The following is a 26,126-nucleotide window of genomic DNA, read 5'->3' as shown; positions in this document are numbered from 1 at the left end:
GCAATTTTCTTGATGAGAATTGCCCTTTTTACTCTATATAGCTCCGTTATTGCGAGGCACGAAGCAATCTCTCTGAAATTATATTGCTTCGTGCCTCGCAATGACGGGAATATTCGTTATTAAGAAATCAAATAAAAATCTGCGAAAATCATTTTGAATCTGCGGGAAATTACAAGCTAACCATCGCCTTAATCACTCCATTTATCGGGTCTAACCAACTTTCGAAATTATCTTTAACTTCCTCAAATGAAACTTGATGTGTAATGTAAGTTGTAGGTTTTACCAAACCCGCTTTCATTGATTTAATTACGTGCTCGAAATCTTCAATATTGGCATTGCGGCTGCTCATTAAAGTCGATTCTCTTTTGTGAAACTCTGGATGGTTAAAGATTAAATCGCCTTTTTGCAAACCGATTAATACAAATCTTGCACCATGAGCCATGTAGTTAATGGCATTATTTATTGCCTTTTGATTTCCCGTGGCATCGATTACAACCGTTGGCATATCGCCATTAGTGATTTTACTTAATTGTTCGGTAACATCTGGAGATAATGCATTTATTACGTGAGATACGCCTAATTTTTCTTTACAAAAAGCCAGACGGTCATCATTAATATCTAAAGCGATCACATTTCCGCCAGCAATGCGGGCCAATTCCATTGTACCTAAACCAATCGGACCAGCACCAATTACTAAAACAAATTCGCCAGGTTTTACATCCGCCCTGCGTACGCCATGTGCGCCGATTGCTAAAGGTTCTACTAAAGCCAATTCATCGTAACTTAAACCTTCTCCGTGCAAAAGTGTACGCGATGGAACTTGCAAATATTCACGCATACCACCATCTACGTGTACGCCACAAACCTGCATTTTTACGCAGCAGTTTGGTTTGTGCATTCTGCAGGCAATGCATTCGCCACAGTTAAAATAAGGAATAAAAGTAACGGCCTCTCCTATTTTAAAATCTGGTGCGCCATCAGCCTCAACCAATTCGCCAGAAAGCTCGTGACCTAAAACTCTTGGATAATTAAAGAAAGGTTGCGTACCCTCGAAGGCGTGTAAATCCGTTCCGCAGATTCCAATTCGTTTTATTTTTATAATTGCATGGTCTTTCCTTAGTTCAGGTTTTTCAGTTTCTGAATATTCGAAAGTTCCAGGTGTTGTACAAGTAAGGGTTTTCATTTTATAATGAATGAATTTTGAATGAGTGAATGTTGAATGAATGAGTGAATTTTGAATGAGTGAATGTTTTTGAGCAATTTCGAAATCATTCTCTCAATCACTCAATCTACCATTCACTAATTAAATTACGCGTTAGCCAAAGCCCTATCTAAATGCACATAACCACCATCAACATGAATAATTTGCCCCGTGGTGTGGCTCGATTTATCAGACATTAAAAAGGCCGTCATGTTTGCAATTTCTTCGGCCGTTGTCATTCTGTTTTCTAATGGGATTTTAGATGTTATCTCGTCTAATTTAGCTTGAGCATCAGATAAAGTTTCAATCCAGGTTTCGTAAGCAGGCGTCCAACATTCGGCTACTACAACTGCATTTACGCGGATTCCATATTTTAACAATTCGACTGCCCACTCACGAGTTAAAGCATTTCTGCCACCATTTGCTGCAGCATAAGCTGATGTATTTCCTTGTCCTGTTTCAGCAGTTTTTGAAGTAATATTTACAATGGCACCTTTACTTTTGATTAGCTCTGGCAAAGCATGATGTGCCATTAAATAATAATGCACCACGTTTTTGTGCAAAGAAGCCATAAAGTCTTCATAATTGCCACTCTCCAAACCAACTCCATCATTTACACCTGCATTATTCACTAAACCATCAATTCTTCCGAATTGATTTACAATTTCTGCAACTACCATTTCGCAATCTTTTGGGTTTGATAATTCGGCAACAAAATGAGCAGCTTTACCACCATGCGCTTCAATCGCATCAACAACTTTTTGGTTATCGCTAGCTTTTCGTCCCACAATAACCGAAATTGCATTTTCTTTCGCAAAAACCTCTGCAATGCTTCTACCGATGCCTTTTGCAGCTCCGGTGATGATGATTACCTTTTCTTTTAAATTTAAATCCATATCTTTTTTAATTAGTGAATGATCGAGTTTTGAATGAGGAATGTATTAAGCAAAATCGCCATTCAACATGCTCTAATTCAATCCTTCTTTCATTCTATTAGTTTATTAATAATGTCTGCTTTCCTCGATTCTGGAAATACTTTCAAATCCACCAGTTTTCCATCTTTCAGTTTACCCTCTACAGTGGTTTGGTATGGTGCATGTAATTTGAAATGCACATCCCAATCCTTTGGCCAGGCGGGGAAAAGGTAAATCTTTTTTCCATCAACCTGCATCAACATTTCCTGTAAACCAATCATACCAGAACCGCCCCAATTATGGTCGGGTGTCCAATCGAAACCTGGCCCCCAAAAGGCAGGAAACCGTCTTTCTGAATCTTTCAGTTTGGCGATTGTTAATTTTGCTGCTTCATCGGCTAAACCTAATCTTGCCGCGAAAATATTATCCTGTTTCCAACCTACATGACTTCTAAATTTGAGCACATCTGTATCGTATTTGAAAGTATTAATTGCGGTATCCAATCCTTTTTTTCCAACGCCATAAATTCCCCAGGGGAAAACTGGATACAACTGCGGACTTTCGGTATTGTTAATGCGCTCCCAAAGTTTTGCAGGTGCAATTGTTGGTTTTCCATCGAAACTTCTAAAACTGATTTCTGGAATAGTTTTCAGCATTTCAGTCCATTCTTTCTTTTTAGCTTCTAATAAATTTGGTTGCTCAATCAACCTCTTTAAAACCGTTTTTAAAGCTGCAATCGTTGATGTTGAATTGTAAGCCATTTTATAAGTTTCAGCTCCAGAACCTGGATACAAAACTAAGTGTCCGTTGGCATCTAAAGCCTTTGCGCCACGTTGTCTGGCTAAATAAGTATAATGTTCTTTAAAGAAATTCAATGAACTTTCTATTAATGGAAGATATTTTTCGACGTTTCGATTATCATATCTTTCGGTTTCCAAAATCATCATACAAAACTCCAAAACTGTATCCCATTCATATTCTAACCAGGCGTTGTATTCCATGCCTTTGTTAAAATCGGCAGGGCGTTTCCAACCATATTCTGCAGGATTTGGCAGACCAAAATTTTCCAGCTGCTCGGTAAAGCTTGCACCTTTATGCCCCCAAGCAGCTTCTGTTCTAACTTCAGCATTTTTCAACAAATCAAGGTAAAAATCGAATTGCGGTTTCATCATATCAAAATCGCCGCTTTTAAGCATTGGCCAATAAACCAAACGCTGGTTTTGAGCAGTATGTGTTCCACCGCCCCAATTTCTAAAATCAGGTGTATATTTTAACGTCGAATCAGTAAGTTGAGGGTCGTACGTGAATAAACCGCCGTTAAATTTGGTTGGATATTTACCAAACGCATTGCAACCCAACATATACCGAAACAACTGGTAATTTTTTGAAGATTGGTTGGCTTGTTCATCCTTAGAATTGATGTAAATGAAACTTCTTTTCCAGTAATCATTCCACCATTTTATACTTGCTTTTTGATTTGAGTTTTGGTTGATTGAATACAACTCTTTTTCCCAATTCTGGACATCAGCTTTGCTTGTATTTAAAGTAATGGTAATTTCTTGTGATTGCGTTGGCGTTTTGCTTTTTAGTTTCCAAGATTTAAATAGCGTATTCAAATATGTTCCAGTATCATTTCCAGCAGGAATCATGTTCTTTCCATGTATAGAACCGCCAAAAACTAAATGCTGTAAAGGGTTGAATAATTCTGATTTTCTATCTTCCAAACCTTGCTGCTTAACGGCAACATCAAAAACCGTTTCTGCTTTGTTTTGATGGCAAAACTGAATGCCATTATTCTTGAAGGCTATTGCATCTTTTGCCGTTTTCACGATGCCCTGAGGCGCCCATTTATAAGAGTTTTGGTTGTTCTCTTTGCCTTTGGTTATTCTATCTTCAAAACGCCAACTTTCGTAGCTTGCTTCGGTTGTAATCTTTTGTTTTGATTTTATATCCAAGTAAATAACTGGATTAAAGACATCAACCCATACCTTAATTTGAATACCTGAACCATCGATTTGAGCATAACCATCCTTTAAAATCAGTTCTTGCTTAAAGGTTTTTCCCTCAAAAGGATTTGAGCTGAATTTCAGCTTTACACGACCAAGTTTTAGTAAGGTATTATTCTCATCAAATGTTCCGCTACGAGATAAATACAGGTAAACTTCGCCATTTTCTACCCAAAGATTTAAGCCAATATCTCCACCGCCAACAGGCATCGATTCTGATGAGTTTTTGCTTTGAGCATTCCAGATTACGTTTTCTTGCGCTTGTGTTTTTAGAGCAAACCACAAAGACACAAAGAACACAAATAAGATGTTTGCTTTAACCAGAATTGACCATTTAAGTGCATTTAAGTTCTTAGTCAAAATAGTTGATGTTCTTAATATTCTTTTGGTAAAATCCATTTGAGTGGGTTTAATATTAGAACGATTATTTACTCACGGGCAACCAAACCGACATTTCCGAATGCCCACGATTTCCCCATGCAAAATATGGTACAAGCTTTATTTCAGTTTCGTTGTTATCTTTATTTATTGGGCGATACAAAACGTTCTTCCAATTATTTGGTTCAACGATTTTGGCATTACCAACTAAACTCATCACTTCAGCGCCATCAATATTCATAGGTTTTGCCTCAAATTTGGTTGAAGTTGGGATGAAAGCATTAAAAATGCTGTTGCCAGGCAAATCAGTCGATTCCAAACAGTACACAATCGGACCACGTTTAACTGCAATTTGATTTCTATTTTCTTCGACCAATGGATTCGCCTCAATTAGTGTTGCTTCCATTGGAAGGTTCAATTCCACAACATCGCCCTTTTTCCAAACCCGATTAATTTCTGCATAAGTTCCAGAATTGGCTTTTATATTTTCAATTTTTCCGTTGATGCTAATTTGGGCATTTTGGGTCCATGCAGGTATTCTAAGAAAAATTGAATACGCTTTATCTCCGATTTCATGTATGGAGGTTTTAATCTTACCGTCCCAGGGATAATTCGTTTCTTGACTTAGCGATATTTTTTTGCCATCAGCTAATTTTGTATTTATGTTATTACCACCATATAAATTGAACCACAATCCTTTATCAGAAACACTGTAAGCATAGTCGCTAACCTCGGCTATGGTTCTAACCACATTTGGCGGACAGCAATTTGATAAGCCAATGTATGGTGCTCTATCTTTCGACCAACGCTGCTTGAATGGCAAATCGTTGCTTTGCGCAAGCGGATTGGTGTATAAAAACCTCTTCCCATCTAAACTAATTCCAGATAAAACGCTGTTATGCAAAGCCAATTCCATCACATCTGCATACTTTGCATCGCCTGTTATTTGCAGCATTCGCCAGTTCCAAAGTACGTTTCCAATGTTGGCACAAGTTTCGTTGTGGGCGGTAAAATTTGGCAGTTGGTAGTCACGTCCAAAAGCCTGATGAATTTTCTGAACATCAGTTGGATTGTATGAAGTTCCATCAGGAGAAGTCCCATCATATAATGAGCCTAAACCTCCGGTAATATACATTTTATGGTTTTGCACATCATCCCACATTAAATTCAAAGTATTTAGAAGCGAATCTTTTCCAGTTTCTGAATATAAATCCGCAACGCCAGCGTACAAATAACTTGCCCTTACCGCATGCCCCATTGCCTTTGTTTGTTGTAAAAATGGAATCCTATCTTGATTATCGTCTGTTCCATCATCAATTTTGCCTTTAATGGCGATTAAATGTTTCGCCAATTCTAAATATCGGGGGTCGTTTGTGGTACGGTACATCTCAACAACGCCCATGTAATGCGATGGACAAATGGCGTTTCTAGCCAAGGTTGGTGAAGCTGATTTGTAAAAATTGTATAAATAATCTGTCGCTTTTTTAGCGATATTAAGCAAGTTGGTTTTGCCCGTTGCCCGGTAATGGATGCAACCGGCCGTCATTAAGTGCCCGATATTATAAGATTCAAAGCTTAACCTATCTTGAAATTGATTTTTAGAACCTGTTTTACGCTGTTCAATCATTGCTTTGGTGTAAATGTAACCATCCTCACGTTGTGATTTACCAATTACTGTGATGGCCTTATCCATCATTTCATTGAGCTTGGGATTTTTGGTCGAAGCATAGAGTACGGCAACGGCTTCTAAAGTCTTGTAGTAATCTCCATCATGGAAAGATGGGCCAGCGTGCGAACCAGTATCTATACCCGCAGCTATTTCAAAGTTTTTGAACGCATGGCTGATTTTTGGGTCGTTGTAAATTGCCCACATATTCGGAACCATCGTTTCGGTTGCCACCTTAAATCTATCCGCCCAAAAACCCTTAGTCCAGGTTACATCGCTCATGTTCACGCTGTGGAGCTTTGCAAATTTACTGTTCGAGGTATTAACCAAAGCTTTGTCTTGGGCTGTTGCCGTTAAAAAGCTTAAGGTAGATATGATAATGAATGCAAATTTGTTATTCATATTGCTATATTTTTTTGCCGTCATTTCGAGGCACGAAGCAATCTAAATATCAAAATAGATTGCTTCGTACCTCGCAATGACGAACGATTTAATTTTCCTCCAACTGTATAACCACAGGCCCAAACAAACCCGCAGGATTAAGTGGCTTCCCTTCTAACCTGAAAGGTGCTGTTGTTTTTGTAAGTCTTTTATTTTCTGGTAATTTACTATCGCCAATTAAATGATTAGCCCAGGTATTTACCACTTCAATTTTAATTATATTTTTACCTTTTTTGATGGCTTTACTAATATCAAGACGATGCGGCGCAGTCCATAAAGTGCCGCAGTCTATTCCATTAACTTTTACAGCTGCCATACTTGAAAAACCACCTAAATCAATCCAAATGTTTTTATTTTTTCCGTTGTGATTAAAAGCTTTGGTGTAGGTAGTAGGACCTGAATAATATTTGATTGAACTATCTGGATGCTTAGTCCAATCCATCAATTCGCTAAATGAAATTGGCTTTGATGGCCCACCATAAGTAGCATCGAAGCTAACTTCCCAATCTTTAGAAATATCTTGAATTGGTTTAAAAGTTGACCAATTATTGCCATTTGCAACTTGTGTATTTGTTGTATTTTTATCAAATAGAATGAATGACGATTGATTTGCATCCATCTTGAGCCGAATGTTCGTTCTTCCATCTTTAATCGACCAATCTTTTAAAGCAATTGTATTATTTGAAACAGCATTATAAAGCTTCGGTATTTTGCCGTTTATTCTAAATGAAAAATTTAATTCACGAGTTTTATTTTCCTGATTTGAAATGAAATATAAATCGACATCTTTATCATTTCTGTGCGTATAAGTGAGATTTTTAGCATAAGTTTTTGATGAATCATCTTTTATATCCAAATCCTTTTCTAAACCTAAACTTGTAAAATCATTCCCCTCAAACGGCGCTCTAAAAACCTGACCTAAACCTAATTTCTTAACGTAAATTGGCTTACCTCCACTTTTGAACGATTCAAAATTTCCGCCCCATATTTCATCAACAAGCATATTAAAATCTGAATTTGAAACTTGTTTGAGTCCAGTTTGATACAAAGGTTTTTCAGCAACAATTACTTTTGCACCTAATTTAATCAGCTCTCCTAATTTTTTAACTGTCTCAAAACTGAGGTACTCATAATTTGGATTTAACTTTAACTTTCCAGTAAATACTAAAACCTTATAGGTTGCGCCACTTTCGAAAACAACATTACCATCTTTGACCGTTGCTGCGCTTAGCACATCAGGGTTAAAACTATCATAAGCATAACCACGAAGTGGATTTACCCAATTTTCTGGGTCGGCCATGTTTGCAGAGTGTGTAACTCCTGCTGGAATTTGTCTTAATTGTTCGCCAACATTTGCTAAACGTTTCTTTTCTGATTCAACTACATCATCGCCAAAAATTCCCGGTAAAGTTTCTACCAATCTATCTGGCAAAACCGAGCGACGGGGCAATTCTTCGCCAGTAAAAACTGCGATATCAACTACAGGTTTGCCTAGCTGCAAAAGGTTTTGTGTTCGTTCTGCATAATCAATCCAAGCTTTACCCAGTTTCCACCAGGTTTGGTCGCGTTGAAAGTACAATCCAACCCCATCCAAAGTCATTCCGGGTTTTCTATCTATCCAAGGATTGTGTGTAAAAACATGATAGCTTAATTTATTAATTCCCAAAGCATAATTTCTATCCTGCAGGGTTTTCATATTGGCAGGACTTTCATTCCAATCCATGCGCACAGTTGTAAAAGCTTCCGCCTGAATAATGTTTTTCCCATAAATGTGTGCGCCAGAAATGGCATCCAACATATCGTTTGGCTTATCATGCGTAGGGCTATTCAACCAAAACTCACCCATGGGCACATCAACTGTTTTGTAATGTAACAATCCATCGCTCATCATGGTTGGTGCAATACTTTCAGCTGTAAAAGTTACGCCTTGCTCTTTAGCGAGTTTGGCTAAGGTTTTATAAAACTGATCGACAACCAATTCAGAAATGGTTCTTCTCACATCGTATAAAAAGCCCTCAGATAATTCTGTGCTTTCGACAGGTAATCCAGTCATAATTGGCAAATACGGCGTTAAATCGTATCCTCTGCGCTTTAAAAATTCTGACTTAAATAACGGTGACCAATTCTGACTTCCACATTCCCAACTATCCACATGAAAAGTGCTTAAAACTTTCTTTGCAATTTCTGATCCGCCATGCTTTAAAGCCTCACCGTACCAACTATCAAACTGCAGTTTTACAGCTTCTGGATTAAATTTATCACTTTCCAAGCCTTTACCTCCACCTGCTGTTGCATTGGTATGTCCTGTTGAGGTATGTCCGAGTCTTAAAATCGTCCAGTTCCCATTTGGTATTTTCCAGTTCAAGCTTCCATCAGGATTTAATTTATCCGTTAGGTTAATGATTTTATTTAAGGGAACACAGAGATTTTTGGCGATTTGCTCATCCGTACTTCTTTTGCTAACCCTCCAAATGGAACCATTTTTACCTTCGAACTGATTTATTTGCGCTGCTGATGATAATTCCAGATTGACCAATTTTAAGGATGGTTTCCATTTTGCTGCATCTAAATCTTCTGAGCCAGGTTCAGAACCTTTTTTATCGTAAATAAACCTGAAATATTTTGCTGTTATCGGTGTGATGGAATGCGTTACATCTTCATCGGTATCTTGCCAACCATGTCGCGGCGCTTCTAACCTCCCGGCAGCGCGAAATATTTTTCCATCATCACTTACTTCAATGGCTAATCTTTGCGCCTGATAATTATTTCCACTGATTTTGATGGTGACCGTTCGGCAGGTAAATGGCTTTTCAAATTCGTATTGTATGTAACATGGCTCACTTGAACCAAAGCTTTTTTTATTACCAACTTGAACCAAGCCACTCGCATCAACACTGTTACTTGATGTGATTTTTGGAATTATTGTTCGGGTTGATATTCCTTCTCCAATGGGCGACGGATAAGCATAAACCGCAATATCTTTATAATAATTTTCTTTATGTTCTGGTTTAGGTAAATTTATTTTGTGGATGGATTTGTTGATACTTATTTTCGACCAAATAACTTTTTGCATTGAAAGTTCTGGCGTAATCCACGGTCCGCCAGCCAAAGCAAAACCATCGCTTACATGCATGCCTAATTTTAAATCTAACCGTTTTGCTTCGTTCATGGCAAACTCCACCAATTTCCACCATTCTGGCGTAAGCTGAACTGCTGGCGGACTATAAACTGGCGTTTTATCTGGTCCTTGAATACTCATTAAATAAGCACCAGCAATGCCGTTGGTTTTCATGGCTTCCAAATCGGCAGTTATTCCTTCTTTCGAAACCGCACCCTTTACCCAATACCAAAATACCCAAGGTTTTGCGTTATCGTTCTGCTGTGCTTTAAGCATGAAGCAAAAAGCACAAAGCAGAAAAAATGATAAGAGTATTATAAACCTAAATTTCATGATTAATTTTGTTTTCGGCATTGCTTTGTGTCTAACAATAACGAATTGATAATTATTTATGAACGATTTTATATCCTCGTAATCCGAAGAATAAAATAATCAAATAGCAAACCAGCGGAATGCTATAACCGATTTGGATATTATCGCCATAAGCATCAATTAAACTACCCATTGCATAAGGCAAAATTGCGCCACCAACAATTGACATAATTAACCATGATGAACCTGGCTTGGTATCATCGCCAATACCATCAATACCTAAAGCAAAAATTGTGGGAAACATAATCGACATAAAAAAACCTAATCCGCCTAAGGCATAAACTACTACCACGCCAGTTCCTGTAATGGCAACAATGCTTAGCAGTACACAAACCACAGCATAAATTGCTAACAGTTTATTTGAGGCGATATAACGAAGTAAGGCAGTACCAACAAAACGCCCTACCAAAAATAATGTACCGTATAAACCCAGATAATAAAGTGCTGTGTATTCATCAAAGCCACCTGCTTGTTGTGCCGCCCTAATAAAGAAACTAGTTACACAAACCTGAGCACCAACATAGAAGAACTGAGCAATTACGGCCCAACGCAAATGCTTATGTTTTAAAGCGCCTAAAAAACTGCCCTGCGAAATACCATCTTTACTAGCGGTTTTAACTTCTGGCAGTTTCATAAAATAAAATAGAATTGCTACCAAAACCAGCACTGTCCCTAAAATGATGTATGGTGTTTTTACTGTTGATGCCTCGGTTAAAAAGTAATTGTTTCTAACCGTTTCGGTCATTGCGGCTAATTCATCTTGCGTGTGCGATTTACCAGAAAGAATAAACCGACCAACAACTGTAGCCAATGGCGCTGCCAAACCATTAAACGTGGCTGCCAAATTAATTCTCCATGCCGCTTTATCAGGATTACCTAAAATGGTTGCATAAGGATTTGCTGATGTTTCTAGCAAAGTTAAACCGCAACCGATAATAAATAATGCAACCAAAAAAGTAATGTATGATAAGTTATTCGCTGCTGGAACAAAGAGAAATGCACCAAAGGCGAATGCCAGTAAACCTGTTATCATTGTTGATTTATAGCCGAAACGCTTTAATAGAATTCCCGCAGGGATAGCCATTAAAAAGTAAGCAAGAAATACAGAGGTATCAATCAGCGTTGATTGGCTATTACTTAAATTACAAGCTTTTTTTAAATGCGGTATAAGGATCGAGTCTAAGTTATGTGCCATCCCCCAGAGAAAAAACAGACTTACCACCAAAATAAATGGCAATAAATACTTTTTTTCTGAGGCAGGGCTATGCTCCGATATGATTTCTGGTTGTGTGCTGTGGTTCATTATATTTGGTTTATTTTGGTTCAATGGTTGATTCGTTCATTAGTCATTTGTTCAGTTGTAAGCGCTTGTATTAGCTAACAATATAGTTCATTAGTTTGAATAGTATTTTAACTAATAAACAGTGAATCAATGACCTACTAAACTTATTTCTTCTTTACTACAAGTAAATGGTCGCAAACTAAAACAACTTCGCCATGCTGATTGATGATTTCGACGTGTTCGGTAACGGTTCCATATTCGGGTCTTTTGCTCTCTCCTTTTTCTGAGATGGTGATTTCCGAATGAATGGTATCGCCAATAAAAACAGGTTTTACAAAACGTAATTTATCATATCCTTTTGACATCGCTTCAGGATTAATTTCTGATGCTGTTAAACCTATGCCAATGCTAAAAATCATCGTTCCGTGCGCTATACGTTGTTTAAAAGGTTGCGTGGCGCACCATTCTGCATCCATATGATGTGGGAAGAAATCGCCTGTGTGGCCCGCGTGTACTACGAAATCGGTTTCCGTTATCGTGCGACCTAAGGTTACGCGTTTATCTTGTAATTGATAATCTTCAAAAAATGTTGATTTGAAATACATTTTAATATTTTTTATTTTTTTAATTCATCATGATTGAAATCATGAACTGTATTATGCATTTTTGGCATTAACACCCTACTAAGCCTACTCACTACATCTTCGTTCTACTTTAATCCGGCCTAACAAATTTTTCGGATTCCACTTACCAAGCCTCAGCAGAAACTTTAATAGAAAAATTTTAAGCCGGCAATTTTGTTTCTTTTGTTGTCAAAAGAAAAAAGCCCGTCTGGCCAAGACAAACCTAAAAAGATTGCTTCGTGCCTCGCAATGACGATGTGCGCCCAAACTTCTAACTTATAACCTACAACTTATAACCCGAAACCGTAACCCCTCCAATATCGCTCGATTTATACGCACTTTCTACAACCGCCATCGTTTGTATTACATCCTCAACACTAGTATGCAGAACTTCATCACTTCCTTCATTAAATCGCATTAAATTTGCCATTGTACCAATAAAAGCCTCTGGAAACCAAGAGCCTTCTAATTTTACCATTTGCCATTCTGGTGATTTACCTTCTTCAACCAGGCAATATTCAAAAGCATCAGGCACACCATGTGGGTAATCCATAAGCAAACCTATTTTAGCTACAATTGCACCTTTAGTTCCCTCCCATTTTATATAACTTCCCTGGTGATTTGGACCGAAATCATGGTCGTGGTTGGTGTTAATTACCGCATGCATTGTGTCGCCATAATCCATTAAAATTGTAGAACGAGATGATGACAAGTTTTTTGCAGGATGTTTTAACGTTTTCGCCAATACGCTAGCCGGATTTCCTAAAAAAGAGCGAATCATATCAACGTAGTGAATGCTGTGGTACTGAATTTCCAAACGCGGATGAATAATTACGTGAGGAAAAATCTCCCAAGGCGTTTTAATTGTCACCCGAACCTCCATATCGTACAATTCGCCAATTAAACCTTTATTAATTAAAAATCTGGCTGCACTAACAAAGGGCGCAAAACGCAATTGAAAATTAATTGCTGCTTTCAGGTTTTTCGTTTTACAAAGCGCCAAAATTTCATTGGCCTGTTCAAAATCATCGCCCATTGGCTTTTGAATTAAAACAGCACTTCCATTTGGTAATTGACTTAAAGCGTCGATATACTGCGCAGGCATCGTTGTTAAATCGTAAACTGTATTTTCTGGTGCATTTGCTACAGCCTCTGCAACCGTGTTAAATACATTCTGAATGCCAAAAGCATCTGCTAATTTTTGCGCCCTTTCTTTCGTTCTGTTTACGATTCCAAAAACCTCAAAACCTGCAATTTTATAAGCTGGCAAATGCGCATCAGCAACAATTCCACCAGCACCAATAATGATGATTGGCTGCTTGGTTTTGGGCAATTCTGGTTTATATTTAATTTCGAAACTCATTAATTAAATTTGTTAATTTGGTTTTGTGCCTGCTCAATCAAAACTGCCGATTGCGCTTCCGTATTCACCGCTTTCAAAACCATTTCATCAATTATTTTGGCTATTGAAGTCCAGTTTTTATGTTGCGGAAGCATATTTGCCACCTCATGCAATTCTTCCAGTTTATGGTAATACGGAATAATTTCGTTCACTTCCGCATCTTTCCAGGTCGAAATTCTACAACCAATTCCACCCTCCAACGTTAACATTTTATCCTGTTCAACATCAGTTACAAACCTTAAAAAATCGTAGGCAACATTTTTATTTTTACTGCCTTTGGCGATGGTGTAAAGCCAATAGACATTTAAAGATGCAGAGTTTTTGCCAACCGCTGATGGCAATAAATCAACTGCAACTTTACCTTTTACTTTTGAGTTTGAATCTACTTCGCACATTGCGGCAAAGCCAAACCAATTTATCATCATTGCGGCCTCGCCTCGCGAAAAAGCAATTCCAGCGGCTACAGATTCAAATTCGGCAGATTTTGGATGAACCGCTGTTTCATCATTTACGATTTTGCGGTAAAAATCTAAGCCATCAATAGCAGCTTGCGAATTGATTTGAATGTTTCCTGTTTTATCAACCAAAATTCCACCTCTAGTCCAAAGTTGTAGACAAAAATCGAAAACTGTGTTGTGTCCATCGGGGTAACAAGCGAAGATACTGCCATATAATTTATCCGCAGGGCGATTAAAAAATTGAGCTACCCGATGAAAATCTTCCCAAGTTTTTGGCACTTCTAATATTTTTCCAAATTGTTGTAAATAGTTAGCCTGCTCCGTTTCATTTTCAAATAAATCCTTTCTATATATGAAACATTCTGGTCCATCATGGAAAGGTAAACCCACAACTTCCCATCCAAAACGCTGTAAACCCAATAAGGATTTGCTCCATCCCTTTGGGAAATCGACAGGCTTATTGTTGTTGATATAAGGATTTAAAACTTCGAAAGCATGGCTTAAATAACCCTCATAAATCCAATCCGTGTTGATGTGCGCTACATCAAAATCGCCATTTTCTAAGCCTTTATTTATAATGGTGCTTTCGTAAAGCTCATGCAAATCCATCACTACCATTTCGAGTTTCATTTTACAACCAGAAAACGCACAATATTTATCCCAAAATTTCTGCATTGCAGACTCAAAAGGTGCATATTTACGGACGGCTATTCTAAAAGTATCGGCTTGATTATGCATTTGCGATTGTATTCTGGGCAATAAATTCTTTGATGATTTTTTCGTTGTCCTGACCTAATTTTGGCGAACCTTTTGGTGAAGTTAATAATTCTCCATCAATACGGATTGGGCAACGGGTAGTTTCATATTTGTAGCCATCGACCATTTCAACTTCCTGTATCATATTCAAAACTTTGAAACCATCATGAGCCATTAAAGCATTCCAATTTAAAACATCGGCACACCAAATATCGGCTGGTTCTAATTTAGAAAGCCAACTTTCGGTTGTTTCAGTTAACAAATGTTCTGCTAAAACGGCCTTGATTTCGTCTCGCTTATCAAAAGCCTCTTCAATGGCTATGTAATCTAAAAGCTTATCGCATCCGAGCAAATCCCCGAGTTGAGGAATGGAACCCATTGCCAATGCCAAATAGCCATTTTCTGTTTGATAAATACCATACGGTGCACCTAAATAAGCATTGGCATTATTCCTTTTGGAGCGTTCTGGTAAACTTCCGCCATCATTTAGATAAGATGTAATGGTTTCAAACTGAAAATCGTAAGCCGATTCCATCATACTTACCTGCACAAAACCGCCCTCATTTTTTATCGCTTTGCGATACAAACAAGCCAATAATCCTTGTGCCAGATGTGCGCCTGCCAGCATATCTACAATGGATAAACCCATTGCAACAGGGCCGCTATCGGCGTTGCCTGTTAAGGAAGTTAAGCCCGTAACAGATTGTAGCAGCAAATCCTGGCCAGGTTTATTTTTCCAGTCTGTTTCTGTGCCATAACCCGAAATTTCGCCATAAATAATAGAAGGATTTAAATCGGCAACCGATTTGTAATCGAAGCCCAAACGCTCCATCACGCCCGGGCGGAAATTATGAATCATTACATCGGCCTTTTTTAGCAGCTCGCGAACCATTTCACAATCTTCTTCGCTTTTTAAATCAACCTCAAAGCTTTCTTTATTTCTGTTGATGGCATGGAAAACTGAGGATTCGCCATTCATAATCAGGTTTGAAGTGTATAGCGTACGACAAATATCGCCAACGCCCAAACGTTCAATTTTGATTACACGGGCGCCCATATCGGCTAAACGCAAACTCGCAGACGGTCCCGAAAGGAACTGACTAAAATCGATAACTAAATAATCTTCAAGCGGTCGCATAATTTATTTTTTATTAAAAACTCGTCATGCTGTCCCGAATTTTCGGGATCAGCATCTTTTTGCTTAAGGCCCTGAAAATTCAGGGTGAGGACTGTTATTTATTTCGTTTAATTTGTCATTCTGAGCTTGTCGAAGAACTTTTTAATGCGTTTCGACAGACTCAACGTAACAATTGGCCTAACACTAACTTGTTATTACTCATTTCATATTTGCACCTCGTCATTGCGAGGTACGAAGCAATCTCCTTGTAACTGTAATTTATAACAAGCATTTTTTAAATAAGATTGCTTCGTACCTCGCAATGACGAACTAACTTAATTCAAACTCTTTATTTATTTCCTGCGTATCAATACCCAGTTTTGGTGCTGCTTTCGTGGCAAATAATTTCTCATTATCCAGACGAATTGGACTAACGGTTGTCCTAATTTTATTACCGTTACTCAATTCTAAATCTTGTTCTATTTGTAAATTTTTATAAGTGCTTAATGCCGTTGCGGTTTGATAATTCAAAACCTCTGCACACCAGATTCCATTATTTTCTAAAAGGTTAACCCAGTTTTTGGTATCGTCTTGTTTAAACCTTTCCGCCAAACGCACAATTAATTTATCCCGATTGTCGAAAGCAGAACCCGCTTCCACGTATAAATCGCTGATATCGCATTTTATGATGTTGCAAATATTTGGAAGGTTGCCCATCGCCATTGCGATGTAACCGTCTCTGGTTTCGTACATCCCGTAAGGTGCACTCAAATAAGCATGTGCACTACCCTTTGCCCCACTTCTGTCTGGTAGTTTACCGCCATCATTTAAATAAGTTGTAATCACTTCAAACTGTACATCAAGAATCGATTCTAACAAACTTACCTCAACTAAAACGCTTTTATTGGTTTTTGCCCTTTTGATTAGAGCCGCCATAATGCCTTGCGCTAAATGATTTCCACACATGATATCAGAAACTGATAAACCAAAAGGAACAGGTCCGTCGGTATCTAAACCCGACAAAAAAGTTAAGCCTGAAACGGATTGCACCAATAAATCCTGACCTGGCTTGTTTCTCCATGGTCCTTCGTTGCCATAGCCTGTAACCACTCCATAAATAATTTTCGAATTGATTTGTTTAACATTTTCGTAATCCAAACCAATTTTTTCCATTACACCAGGACGGAAATTATGTGTCATTACATCAGCTTTACTGATTAATTGTTTCAGTTTTGCTAAATCTTCAGGATTTTTTAAATCGGCTGCGTAACTTTCTTTATTTCGGTTGATGGTATGAAAGAGCAAACTATCTTCATCAACAAATAGGTTTTTTATGGATAACTGTCGGCAAGCATCACCCGAATTTGGACGCTCAATTTTGATTACACGAGCTCCTAAATCAGCCAGTTTTAAACCAGCTGATGGTCCTGCCAGAAATTGGCAAAACTCTAAAACCAAAAGTCCTTCTAACGGCCTGTTCATGATAAAACTAAACTTTTAGATTTTTGATATAACTGATTCATTTTTAATAAAACTTGATTTTCATCGCCGCCGTTCATCAAATAATCGCGAACAACATCGCCTGCATGGTCTTGAAAATACATTGAACCATGATAACGTGGACGAAGAAAAGCCCGTTGTAAAGCTGGTAAAGTGTTTGCAAAATAATTTTGGCTTTGGCGATTTACTTCTTCATTTTTCCAAGCCGCTAAATGCCCCGGCTGACCGCCATTCTCGAAAAATAATGTGGCTTGACAGGTTGGAGCACCTACAAATTCTACATATTTAGCGGCAATTTCCAATGCTTCGCATTTTGAAGAAATGGCTAAACCTGTTCCGCCTAAAGTGCTTCTCAAATTATTTTTTCCATCTAAGGAAATCATATCGTGAAAATAAAGCATTTTACGGGCATATCCATTTCTTGAGTAATTTGAGTAGCCATAAGCAAATGGACAATAAGCAATATCATCACTTTGTGTCATGGCTTCATAAACTTGAATTGGGTTTCTGTTGAAATTAGTTTTATCGATTTTCGATGCCAATTCGCGGTACATTTGCAAGGCTATTACACCAATTTCGGCAGAAACAACTTTTTCATCATCCTGGCAAGGGTCTTCACCTAAAGAACAGCAAAGCGTATAGAAATTCATTAAAACATCAATTGGGATGCCCGCAAAAGCAACCAAACTTTTATCTGCAAGTGCTAATAAATCCTCAAATGATTTTGGCAATTCTAAACCTTTTGCAGTAAATAAATCTGGTCGGGAAGCGGCTACAGGCGTTGCTGCATCAATTGGTAAAGCCCATAAATGTTCATCGTAAAAATAACTTTCGTAAGATTGACCAACAGAATTTTCTTCCTGGTCTTTCAAGTATTCCTCCGATAGGTAAAAATCTAATGGTACAATTGATTTTGTTTTAGCGGCAAAACCCGCCCAAGGATGGTCGATAACCAATAAATCGAATCGCTCTGCCAATTCCTGAATGGAAAAATCGGCAAATTGCTGCAAACTTCTTTTCTCCCAAGTGATGTTTACATTTGGGTTCAATTCAGAAAATCGCTGCGCAGTTGCTTGCATCGGCAACAATCCGCGACTATGATTCCAGGTTATTCCTTTTAAATTTATCGTCTTCTCCACTTTATTTCCTCTATTTATTTTTTTCTAAACCGTTGACTGAAGTCAACGGCAATATGCTTTTTGTCTTTCTGAGCGCAGCGAAGGATCTCCAACCTATTCATTGCAAACCCAACAAATACTGCTGCCATTTTTAAAACAGTTTTCCATCGTTTGCAGATGCTTCGTTCCTCAGCATGACAACCACAATCTTATTTCAAAAAAATTCATCATCATTTATAAGTATTAATTGTAACTGATGAAGAAGCTAAACCATTTGATGTAGCTGTTAACTTAATGGTTCCGTTTTTTTCTGTTGATTGTAAAATAGCCAAACACAAACCATGAAATGCCTTGCGGTAATTGGCTTTAAAAGGTTCTAAACTTGCTTGAAAGCCATTATCAACACCAGCAATAAAACCATTTCCTTCAACTTTAAAATCAACTAAATTATCTGCATTTGGCACAACATTTCCATTAGCATCTAAGATGCGAACGGTTACAAATGATAAATCTTTACCATCGGCCTTGATATCTTTTCTATCGGCAATTAATTCAATTTTTGCAGGTGCTCCGGCAGTTTTTACCTCACGAACTAAAACATCTTTACCATTTTTACGGGATACAGCTTTTAATGTTCCAGGCTCGAAATTTACATCCCACTTAATGTGCAAATCCTCGCCTTGTTTTGATTTTTTGCCTAAAGATTTTTCATTCAGGTAAAATTCTACTTCATCGGCATTATTGTAATATGCCCAAACTTCTACCGATTTACCTTGCTCCCAATTCCAATGTGGCAAAATGTGCAAAACAGGTTTATTTGTCCACTCGCTTTGATACATGTAATAAGAATCCTTCGGAAAACCAGCTAAATCTACAATACCAAAATATGAACTTCTGGCAGGCCACGGATAAGGCAAAGGCTCGCCTAAATAATCAAAACCCGTCCAAACAAATAAGCCAGAAACATGGTCGTACTTTTTAGCTGCCGCCCAGGTTTCTTCATGCGTAGAACCCCAATAAGCAGAAACATTATCGTAAGCAGATGCCGACCATTCTTTGTTTCCTTCAACAAATTTGGTTTTACCATCTCGCGGCCAGCGGCGAATGGTATCGGCTGTATCATAAAAACCTCTGGTTTCTAAAGCCGATGTAGTTTCGGCAGCAATAAATTTAACCCCAGGATAATTTTTAGGAAAATCAGCGTATTTTTTGTGATTATAATTTAAGGCATACATATCCAAAGCTTTCGCCTGATACATAAAATTTTTCGTCGAATCGGTTTCTGTTAATGCCGAAATAACTGGACGCGTTTTATCTAAATTTTTAACGATGCCAACCAACTCTTTTGTAAGTGCAATCCCTGTGCTATCAAATTGTTCGCGAATTTCATTACCAATACTCCATAAAATGATGGACGGATGGTTACGGTCGCGAAGAACCATATCTTCCAAATCACGTTTGTGCCATTCGGGAAAATGCTGATGATAATCGTTTTTATTTTTCTTTTTCGCCCACATATCAAAAGCTTCATCCATCACTAAAAAACCCATTTTATCACATAAATCTAAAAACTCTGGCGCTGGTGGATTATGTGCCGTACGAATGGCATTGACGCCCATTTCTTTCATAATTTCCAATTGACGTTCCATTGCTCGCACATTAACTGCAGCACCTAATGCGCCTAAATCGTGGTGCAAGCAAACGCCCAAAATTTTCATTGGTTTTCCGTTCAAAGAGAAGCCTTTTTGTACATCGAAATTGAAAGAACGAATACCAAATTTGGTTTCATAGCTATCGATTACTTTACCATTCTGAAGAATTTGGGTAACTAATTTGTACTGTTTTGGATTTTCTACAGACCAAAGGATTGGATTTCTTAAGTCATAAAAAATGGTTGATAAACTTTCTTCTTTGCCTATTTTTTTAACTTTATAATTTGATTCATTAACTAATTTACCATTTGGGTCGAAGATGTTCTCAATTATGATAGCAGACTGAATTTTACCTGTTATATTTATAATTTTTGTATTTATCTCAACAACTGCATGAGCTTCTGGATAATGAACATCATTAGCATTCGCCTTAACAAAATCAGCCTTAACAAAAGTTCCCCAGTTTGCAACTGCGATTTTAGCGGTTGAGGTTAACCAAACGTTTCTATAAATACCCGAACCTGAATACCAACGAGAATCTGGTTGTGCAGAATTATCAACCTTAACCGCAATAATGTTTTTGCCGGTTTTTAAAAATTTGCTTATCTCGTAAGAAAATGAAGAATAGCCATAAGGACGTTTCCCTAAATATTTCCCGTTTACCCAAACTTCGCTGTTTTTGTAAACGCCATCAAATTCAACTGTTATTAATCTGTTCTGAAAATTTGCAGGTGCCGTAAATTCTTTTCTGTACCAACCAATTCCAGTTGGCAAACCACCGCCTTCCGGTTTCGCAGGGTTTTTCTCATCGAATTTCCCTTCGATACTCCAATCGTGGGGCAAAGTTAATTTACGCCATTTTGTATCGATAAATGCAGGCGATTTTGCGCCAGGTTCATCGCCTAAAAAGAATTTCCAATCTTTATTGAAGCTTATGCGAGAGCGAGGAGTTGAATTTGTCGTCATTTCGACCGTAGTGGAGAAATCTTTTCCTTTTGTAGTTAAACCATGTTCAAAGATTTCTCCATTCCGCTGCGCTTCAGTCGAAATGACGAAACCAGAAGCCTCGCAATGACGCGATGCCGATATCAAAAGTGTTAAAACTAATATTCTATATGTAAGCTGAGTTATTTTCATCTTTAATTATTGAACAAAATTCACTTTACTTTTACCTAAATCTTTTGATGTTGACACTGCAATTCCGCGTTGATCTTGCTTGTTTACGGCACAATAAAAATGATAAACCACACCTTTATATTTTAACACAAATGATTTATGTGCATACAAATCATCGTATTTTTCTGATGATTCAATTAAATTATCGCCTGTCCAATCGGTCCAGTTTACTAAATCTTTTGATACCGCAAAGCGATTAAAAGAGCCCTTTCTATCCTCCCAAAAGGCACCGAAATAAAACATCACATAGTGATTACCAATTTGCTGAATTACGCCATCTCCCGTTATCCCGACAGGATGATGAACAACAGGATTTTTGTTAAATCGTTGCCAGTTAATCATATCATCAGAAACCGCCATACCAATCCGCTCGTACCAACGTGTTTTTTTATTATTCGCCAAAGAATCGCCCACAGCATTGTAATACATTACAAAGCGATGTCCGGTTAAGCGTTCTTTATCTTCAATTACCGTACTTTTAAAAAGCTTATTTCGATTTTCCCACCAGCGAACATCCTTATCTAATGAACTTAAAACAGGTTTATCTAATCTGTTCCATTCTTGCACAATTGATGGATGTTTGCTTGTAAAAGCCATTCCGATTGACAATGGTTCTACTTCGTAACCTTTCTCTTTCCCGCCGAAATACGACATCCAATATTTTCCGCTGAATGACTTTGCCTGATAACTTCCGCCCCATTTCGTATCTAAAAGTGCATTGTAACCAGCTTTTTGGTTATCATCCCATTTACCAGAATCTTCGAACGACATTATTTTACCCAAGTTTTCCCAGTGCAATAAATCCTTACTTTTTGCCATCCAGGTTTCGTAACCACGACCGCTAAAAATCAGGTACGTCATATACCAATCTTTGCCTTTTCTAAAAATAGTTGGGCAATCCATTTTATGGTCTTTATCCTCTGGAACCATAACCAAACCATATTTATGAGGTGTTCTAACTTCCTGATAAATTTTATCCATCGTTTCGGCAGAAACTGGATTTAGGTTTTGAGCTTTCACACCAAAGGCACAAAACATTAGAAATAAGAAAATATTTATTCTATTCATTTGTGCATATAAATTTATAATGACCAGAACCTATTGTGATTTTTGCCCTTCCATTTTCTATAATTAAAGCACTCATTTTTGGATTCAATTCATCGGTAATGGTTTGTTTTGCTTTCCCAGGGAAATAAACATCAGCCTTTGTATTAACCGGAATATTTAGCTCCAACGTAAAGCTTTTATCGGTTTTTTCCCATGAGGAAGTTATTTTTCCGTAAGGAGAATTGTAGCTAACAGTAGCAGTTTTTAAATTGCCAACTGGTTCAGGTTCAATTTTAATATGATTAAAAGCGATTGAATTTTCGGTCTGACGAATGCCACCAACACCGCTGTATAACCACTCCATCAAATGCCCGAGCATAAAATGATTATTTGAAACGGTTGGCAAAGCCGCCCAACTTTCGGTTAAAGCTGTTGCTCCTTTTGCAATTTGCATTCCATAACCAGGCACATCCGAACGGCTGTTCATATCAAAAATCACATCCGATTTGCCTGCATCTTCCAAAACACGTAAAACATATCGGTAACCAATATCGCCAGCGGTTAAACTATTTTTTCTATCTCTGATATCTTTTACCAAATTATCAATCACTGCATTTTTATCTGCGCTTTCAACCAAGCCCATATAAACTGCCATCGCATTTGCAGCTTGAGAACCTGTTGCATATTGCTTCGTTTTAGCATCAAAAAACTTATTGTTGAATGATTTTCTAACTTCAACAGCTAGGTTTGAATAGGCAATTGCATCAGCATTCTTACCTAAAACGGCAGCCATTTTTTCAAGGATTTTTAAATCGTAATAATAAATTGCTGTCCCAGTTACACCCATTGGTGTTAATTGAGAAACGCCAGGAGGTTTTGGACCTAAATCATACCAATCGCCCAAACCTTGCGATAAAATATGGTTATCAGCTTTGGTTGCCAAATAGTTAATGTAGCGTTGCATCATCGGGTAATAATCAACCATCGCCTGTTTATCGCCATACCATTGATATAAATACCAAGGCAACAAAATACCACTACTACCCCATTCAGGGGAATCGCGAAACATATCGCCACCCCATTCAAACTTTACATATTCTGGTGCAATTTCAGGAATTAACCCATTCGGTAATTGAGAATTTTTCATATCCTGCAATGCCTTTTTGAAAAGCGGTGCAGCATCGTAATTATAGCCAACCGAATTGCCCATTAAATGCAATTGCTCTAACCAACCCAACTTTTCGCGGTGCGGACAATCGGTAAAAACGCTAACCATATTGCTTTTAATCGACCAATCAATCAGGTTAAAAGTTTTATTAAATAATTCATTGGAGGTTGAAAATTCACCAACTTTTTCTGCCGCATTTCTAACGTGTAGAGCTTTTAAACTTTCTATTACGGCTTTGCCCGATGTATTTTCTTTTCCCGCAGGCGTACCACCTTTTATTTGCAAATAGCGAAAACCAGTATAAAAGAATTTAGGTTTCCAGGTTTCCAAACCATCACCTTTTAAAATGTAAGTGAAATAAGAAGGGCCGCCAATGTTTTTTTGTGTAACTGCGCCATCATCCTTAATTAATTCGGCAGGTGTAATGCGAATGGTATCACCTTTTCTCCCGCGAACTTTTAGTTCGATAATGGCTGATGAATTTTGACCCATATCATAAACCCATTCTCCGTTTTGAATCTGCGTTATTTTTTGAGCGGTAAAATTTTCGAATACTTTAACAGGTTCTTCTTTCTGTGCATTTAATTTTGGTCCATCAACAATTAAAGCCGATTTCCATTTGCCATCATTAAAACCTGCGATATTCCAGCCTTTTTGCTCGAGATTTGCATTATAATCTTCACCACCATAAATGCTCGAAAAAACAATGGGCGATTTATCTGTTTTCCAACTTTGGTTACTGATGATATTTTCAGTCGTTCCATCAGCATACTCAACCAAAACCCTGCAAATCATTTTTGGAAAACCATAAGCTACTTTCAATTTTCTGAATCTATCTTTTACCGGCGGAACATAATAAAAACCATTTCCAAGCATTATGCCAATAGCATTTGCACCTTTTTTTACCTGTTTAGTGATATCATAAGTTACATACAATGCTTCTTTATCATACTTCGTCCAGCCTGGCGCAAGAAAATCATCGCCAACTTTTCTACCATTTAAACTCATTTCAAAATGCCCTAAACCAGAAATAAAAGCGGTTGCTTTTTTAATGGTTTTATTTATCGAAAATCCTTTACGAAACATTGGCAGCACGTTGTTGCTGTTGTATTTGTCTTTCTTACCATCGGTTGGTAAAATATTTACGTTCGTATCTGCAAGTTTTTCGTAGGCAATCCATTTTGCACCTTTCCAATCCTCAACATTTAACAAACCCATTTGCAAAAAAGCAGGTTGACTCCAGTTGGATTGATTACCTAAATTAGCCCAAACCCTAACTTTCCAATAATAAGTTTTGGTTGATGAAAGTTTTGAACCCTTGTATTGTATTTGAATAGATTGAGGAGAATTTACCTTTTTAGTATCCCATACATCGCCAATATTCTTATTTAAATTATTGATGCTACTTGAAACCAAAATTTGATAAGCCGTTTGCATCACATTCTGTTTAGATGATGTTAATTTCCAGCTCAGGTTTGGCGAGCTTAAATCAACCCCAATAGGATTGTTGCGGTAATTACAGCGAACTTCAGCAACAGTTATATCTTGCCCAAACAGCGAAATGCTAAATAAAAACAGGTAAGAAAATATTATAATTTTGCTCATTAAAAGTTCTACACCGCTATTGATGTTGTTTAGGTTTATTATTTGGTTACTAGGTATAAATTAATCAGAAATTAAAATCTAAATTTCTTCTGAATTAAGATTAATATATTTCTTAACTTTAAATTTTACACATATTTCAAATATAAATATTTTTTTTAAATATGAAAACACATGTCTTGCTTTTTAATGATGTTTATTTAATCTATTAATAAAATATAAAAGCATTTTGTATGTTTGAAATTGCTAAAATGTTTTATAGCCAAATTAAACCTTTATGAAAGAAAATGAATCGAAATATCAGGCACCAGCGTTAGATAAAGGTCTTGATATTTTAGAATATCTATCCGCTCAATCCGTGCCATTATCGCAAACAGAAATTGCAACAGGCATCGAAAAAACGCCGAACGAGATTTATCGCATGTTAATGAGTTTAGAGAGCCGTGGTTATATTTTACGCGATGAAGTTTCTGGCAAATACCGCCTTTCGCTCAAGTTATTTTACCTTTCACATCGCCACTCTCCAATGGACGAGCTTAGAAAAGCTGCACAATTTCCATTAGAAGAACTTGCAAATACCATCCGCCAATCTTGCCATGTCAGTATTTTGTACATGAACCAGGTTATGGTTATTATCCATGCAAAAAGCCCAGGGCCAATTGCGCTATCTATCGAAGAAGGAAATTTATTTCCACTACCCTTAACGGCATCTGGTAAGGTTTTATTAGCCTATATGCCCGAAAATGAGCGTAGTACAGTTTTAAAAAACAATGCCATTTTTAAGAAATATCCTAAACCGCAACAAGAAGATTTTTTAAATTCGCTCACCGATATTCAACAAACGGGTTCATATTTCAAAAACAGCGACTCTGTTTCTGGTGTTACCGATATTTCCGTACCCATCGGCATTGCCAGCAACAACGGCATTATTGCCTGCTTAACCATTTCAATGCTAAATGCATTAAACGCTGATAAAGCCATTGAAAATGATGTAATTTTGGAAGAAGCGTACAAATGCGTTAAAAAAATAGAGCAAAGGATTGGGGTATAGCCAATTCGTTATTGCGAGGAAGCATTATAAAGCAATCTTATTAATTATTTGAAAAGCGGGGCTTGCATTTCTTCGGAA

The 26,126-nt window shown here is 37.5% G+C and carries 16 protein-coding genes; 1 reads left to right on the top strand and 15 read right to left on the bottom strand.

Annotated features, from left to right (window positions below):
* Positions 1 to 169 precede the first annotated feature (169 nt).
* The 15 genes from R2Q16_RS19185 to R2Q16_RS19115 all read right to left on the bottom strand — a co-directional run bounded on the left by R2Q16_RS19185 (position 170) and on the right by R2Q16_RS19115 (position 25,000).
* On the bottom strand, positions 170 to 1,183 hold the full coding sequence (locus tag R2Q16_RS19185; RefSeq protein ID WP_316739525.1) for a zinc-binding alcohol dehydrogenase family protein: 1,014 nt from the start codon (positions 1,181 to 1,183) through the stop codon (positions 170 to 172).
* 125 nt (positions 1,184 to 1,308) lie between these two features.
* Positions 1,309 to 2,097 carry an SDR family oxidoreductase gene (locus R2Q16_RS19180; protein WP_316739523.1) on the bottom strand — a complete coding sequence of 263 codons (789 nt, stop codon included), beginning with the start codon at positions 2,095 to 2,097 and terminating at the stop codon, positions 1,309 to 1,311.
* A gap of 89 nt (positions 2,098 to 2,186) precedes the next feature.
* Positions 2,187 to 4,520 carry a DUF5703 domain-containing protein gene (locus R2Q16_RS19175; protein ID WP_316739521.1) on the bottom strand — a complete coding sequence of 778 codons (2,334 nt, stop codon included), beginning with the start codon at positions 4,518 to 4,520 and terminating at the stop codon, positions 2,187 to 2,189.
* A 25-nt stretch (positions 4,521 to 4,545) separates the two neighbouring features.
* Positions 4,546 to 6,567, bottom strand: a complete 2,022-nt coding sequence (locus R2Q16_RS19170) for a glycoside hydrolase family 127 protein (protein WP_316739520.1) — start codon at positions 6,565 to 6,567, stop codon at positions 4,546 to 4,548.
* Positions 6,568 to 6,655: 88 nt separating this feature from the next.
* Positions 6,656 to 10,057, bottom strand: coding sequence for a glycosyl hydrolase (locus R2Q16_RS19165; protein ID WP_316739519.1), 3,402 nt, complete (start codon positions 10,055 to 10,057; stop codon positions 6,656 to 6,658).
* 52 nt (positions 10,058 to 10,109) lie between these two features.
* Positions 10,110 to 11,399, bottom strand: coding sequence for an L-fucose:H+ symporter permease (gene fucP / locus R2Q16_RS19160; RefSeq protein WP_316739517.1), 1,290 nt, complete (start codon positions 11,397 to 11,399; stop codon positions 10,110 to 10,112).
* 143 nt (positions 11,400 to 11,542) lie between these two features.
* A complete protein-coding gene (locus R2Q16_RS19155; protein ID WP_010603407.1) occupies positions 11,543 to 11,983 on the bottom strand; it encodes a MaoC/PaaZ C-terminal domain-containing protein in 441 nt (146 codons plus the stop codon).
* Between the two features lie 301 nt (positions 11,984 to 12,284).
* A complete protein-coding gene (locus tag R2Q16_RS19150) occupies positions 12,285 to 13,364 on the bottom strand; it encodes a Gfo/Idh/MocA family oxidoreductase (RefSeq protein WP_316739512.1) in 1,080 nt (359 codons plus the stop codon).
* On the bottom strand, positions 13,364 to 14,599 hold the full coding sequence (locus R2Q16_RS19145) for an extracellular solute-binding protein (RefSeq protein ID WP_316739509.1): 1,236 nt from the start codon (positions 14,597 to 14,599) through the stop codon (positions 13,364 to 13,366). Before R2Q16_RS19145 ends, R2Q16_RS19150 begins: the two co-directional genes overlap by 1 nt.
* Complete coding sequence (locus R2Q16_RS19140) at positions 14,592 to 15,755, bottom strand: CaiB/BaiF CoA-transferase family protein (RefSeq protein WP_316739508.1); 1,164 nt, start codon at positions 15,753 to 15,755, stop codon at positions 14,592 to 14,594. The genes R2Q16_RS19145 and R2Q16_RS19140 overlap by 8 nt, the downstream gene beginning before the upstream one ends.
* Before the next feature lie 309 nt (positions 15,756 to 16,064).
* Positions 16,065 to 17,216, bottom strand: a complete 1,152-nt coding sequence (locus tag R2Q16_RS19135) for a CaiB/BaiF CoA-transferase family protein (RefSeq protein ID WP_316739506.1) — start codon at positions 17,214 to 17,216, stop codon at positions 16,065 to 16,067.
* Positions 17,213 to 18,373 carry an ABC transporter substrate-binding protein gene (locus R2Q16_RS19130; protein WP_316739504.1) on the bottom strand — a complete coding sequence of 387 codons (1,161 nt, stop codon included), beginning with the start codon at positions 18,371 to 18,373 and terminating at the stop codon, positions 17,213 to 17,215. The genes R2Q16_RS19135 and R2Q16_RS19130 overlap by 4 nt, the downstream gene beginning before the upstream one ends.
* A 209-nt stretch (positions 18,374 to 18,582) precedes the next feature.
* Complete coding sequence (locus R2Q16_RS19125) at positions 18,583 to 21,141, bottom strand: glycoside hydrolase family 2 TIM barrel-domain containing protein (protein WP_316739503.1); 2,559 nt, start codon at positions 21,139 to 21,141, stop codon at positions 18,583 to 18,585.
* Between the two features lie 6 nt (positions 21,142 to 21,147).
* On the bottom strand, positions 21,148 to 22,248 hold the full coding sequence (locus tag R2Q16_RS19120) for a glycosylase (RefSeq protein ID WP_316739501.1): 1,101 nt from the start codon (positions 22,246 to 22,248) through the stop codon (positions 21,148 to 21,150).
* A complete protein-coding gene (locus R2Q16_RS19115) occupies positions 22,241 to 25,000 on the bottom strand; it encodes a family 78 glycoside hydrolase catalytic domain (RefSeq protein ID WP_316739499.1) in 2,760 nt (919 codons plus the stop codon). The genes R2Q16_RS19120 and R2Q16_RS19115 overlap by 8 nt, the downstream gene beginning before the upstream one ends.
* Before the next feature lie 274 nt (positions 25,001 to 25,274).
* Between R2Q16_RS19115 and R2Q16_RS19110 the strand changes: the two genes are divergently transcribed.
* On the top strand, positions 25,275 to 26,048 hold the full coding sequence (locus R2Q16_RS19110) for an IclR family transcriptional regulator (protein WP_316739498.1): 774 nt from the start codon (positions 25,275 to 25,277) through the stop codon (positions 26,046 to 26,048).
* Positions 26,049 to 26,126 lie beyond the last annotated feature (78 nt).

This window comes from Pedobacter aquatilis, assembly GCF_032678425.1.
Taxonomy (GTDB): Bacteria; Bacteroidota; Bacteroidia; order Sphingobacteriales; family Sphingobacteriaceae; genus Pedobacter; species Pedobacter aquatilis_B.
Note: the sequence above shows the minus strand (reverse complement) of the source record. Positions and strands in the feature narration are given on the sequence as shown.

Bases quoted from the DNA above. Each gene is read 5' to 3' on its own strand.
- R2Q16_RS19185 (WP_316739525.1), bottom strand. From the start codon at position 1,183: ATGAAAACCCTTACTTGTACAACACCTGGAACTTTCGAATATTCAGAA.
- R2Q16_RS19180 (WP_316739523.1), bottom strand. From the start codon at position 2,097: ATGGATTTAAATTTAAAAGAAAAGGTAATCATCATCACCGGAGCTGCA.
- R2Q16_RS19175 (WP_316739521.1), bottom strand. From the start codon at position 4,520: ATGGATTTTACCAAAAGAATATTAAGAACATCAACTATTTTGACTAAG.
- R2Q16_RS19170 (WP_316739520.1), bottom strand. From the start codon at position 6,567: ATGAATAACAAATTTGCATTCATTATCATATCTACCTTAAGCTTTTTA.
- R2Q16_RS19165 (WP_316739519.1), bottom strand. From the start codon at position 10,057: ATGAAATTTAGGTTTATAATACTCTTATCATTTTTTCTGCTTTGTGCT.
- fucP (WP_316739517.1), bottom strand. From the start codon at position 11,399: ATGAACCACAGCACACAACCAGAAATCATATCGGAGCATAGCCCTGCC.
- R2Q16_RS19155 (WP_010603407.1), bottom strand. From the start codon at position 11,983: ATGTATTTCAAATCAACATTTTTTGAAGATTATCAATTACAAGATAAA.
- R2Q16_RS19150 (WP_316739512.1), bottom strand. From the start codon at position 13,364: ATGAGTTTCGAAATTAAATATAAACCAGAATTGCCCAAAACCAAGCAG.
- R2Q16_RS19145 (WP_316739509.1), bottom strand. From the start codon at position 14,599: ATGCATAATCAAGCCGATACTTTTAGAATAGCCGTCCGTAAATATGCA.
- R2Q16_RS19140 (WP_316739508.1), bottom strand. From the start codon at position 15,755: ATGCGACCGCTTGAAGATTATTTAGTTATCGATTTTAGTCAGTTCCTT.
- R2Q16_RS19135 (WP_316739506.1), bottom strand. From the start codon at position 17,216: ATGAACAGGCCGTTAGAAGGACTTTTGGTTTTAGAGTTTTGCCAATTT.
- R2Q16_RS19125 (WP_316739503.1), bottom strand. From the start codon at position 21,141: ATGAAAATAACTCAGCTTACATATAGAATATTAGTTTTAACACTTTTG.
- R2Q16_RS19120 (WP_316739501.1), bottom strand. From the start codon at position 22,248: ATGAATAGAATAAATATTTTCTTATTTCTAATGTTTTGTGCCTTTGGT.
- R2Q16_RS19115 (WP_316739499.1), bottom strand. From the start codon at position 25,000: ATGAGCAAAATTATAATATTTTCTTACCTGTTTTTATTTAGCATTTCG.
- R2Q16_RS19110 (WP_316739498.1), top strand. From the start codon at position 25,275: ATGAAAGAAAATGAATCGAAATATCAGGCACCAGCGTTAGATAAAGGT.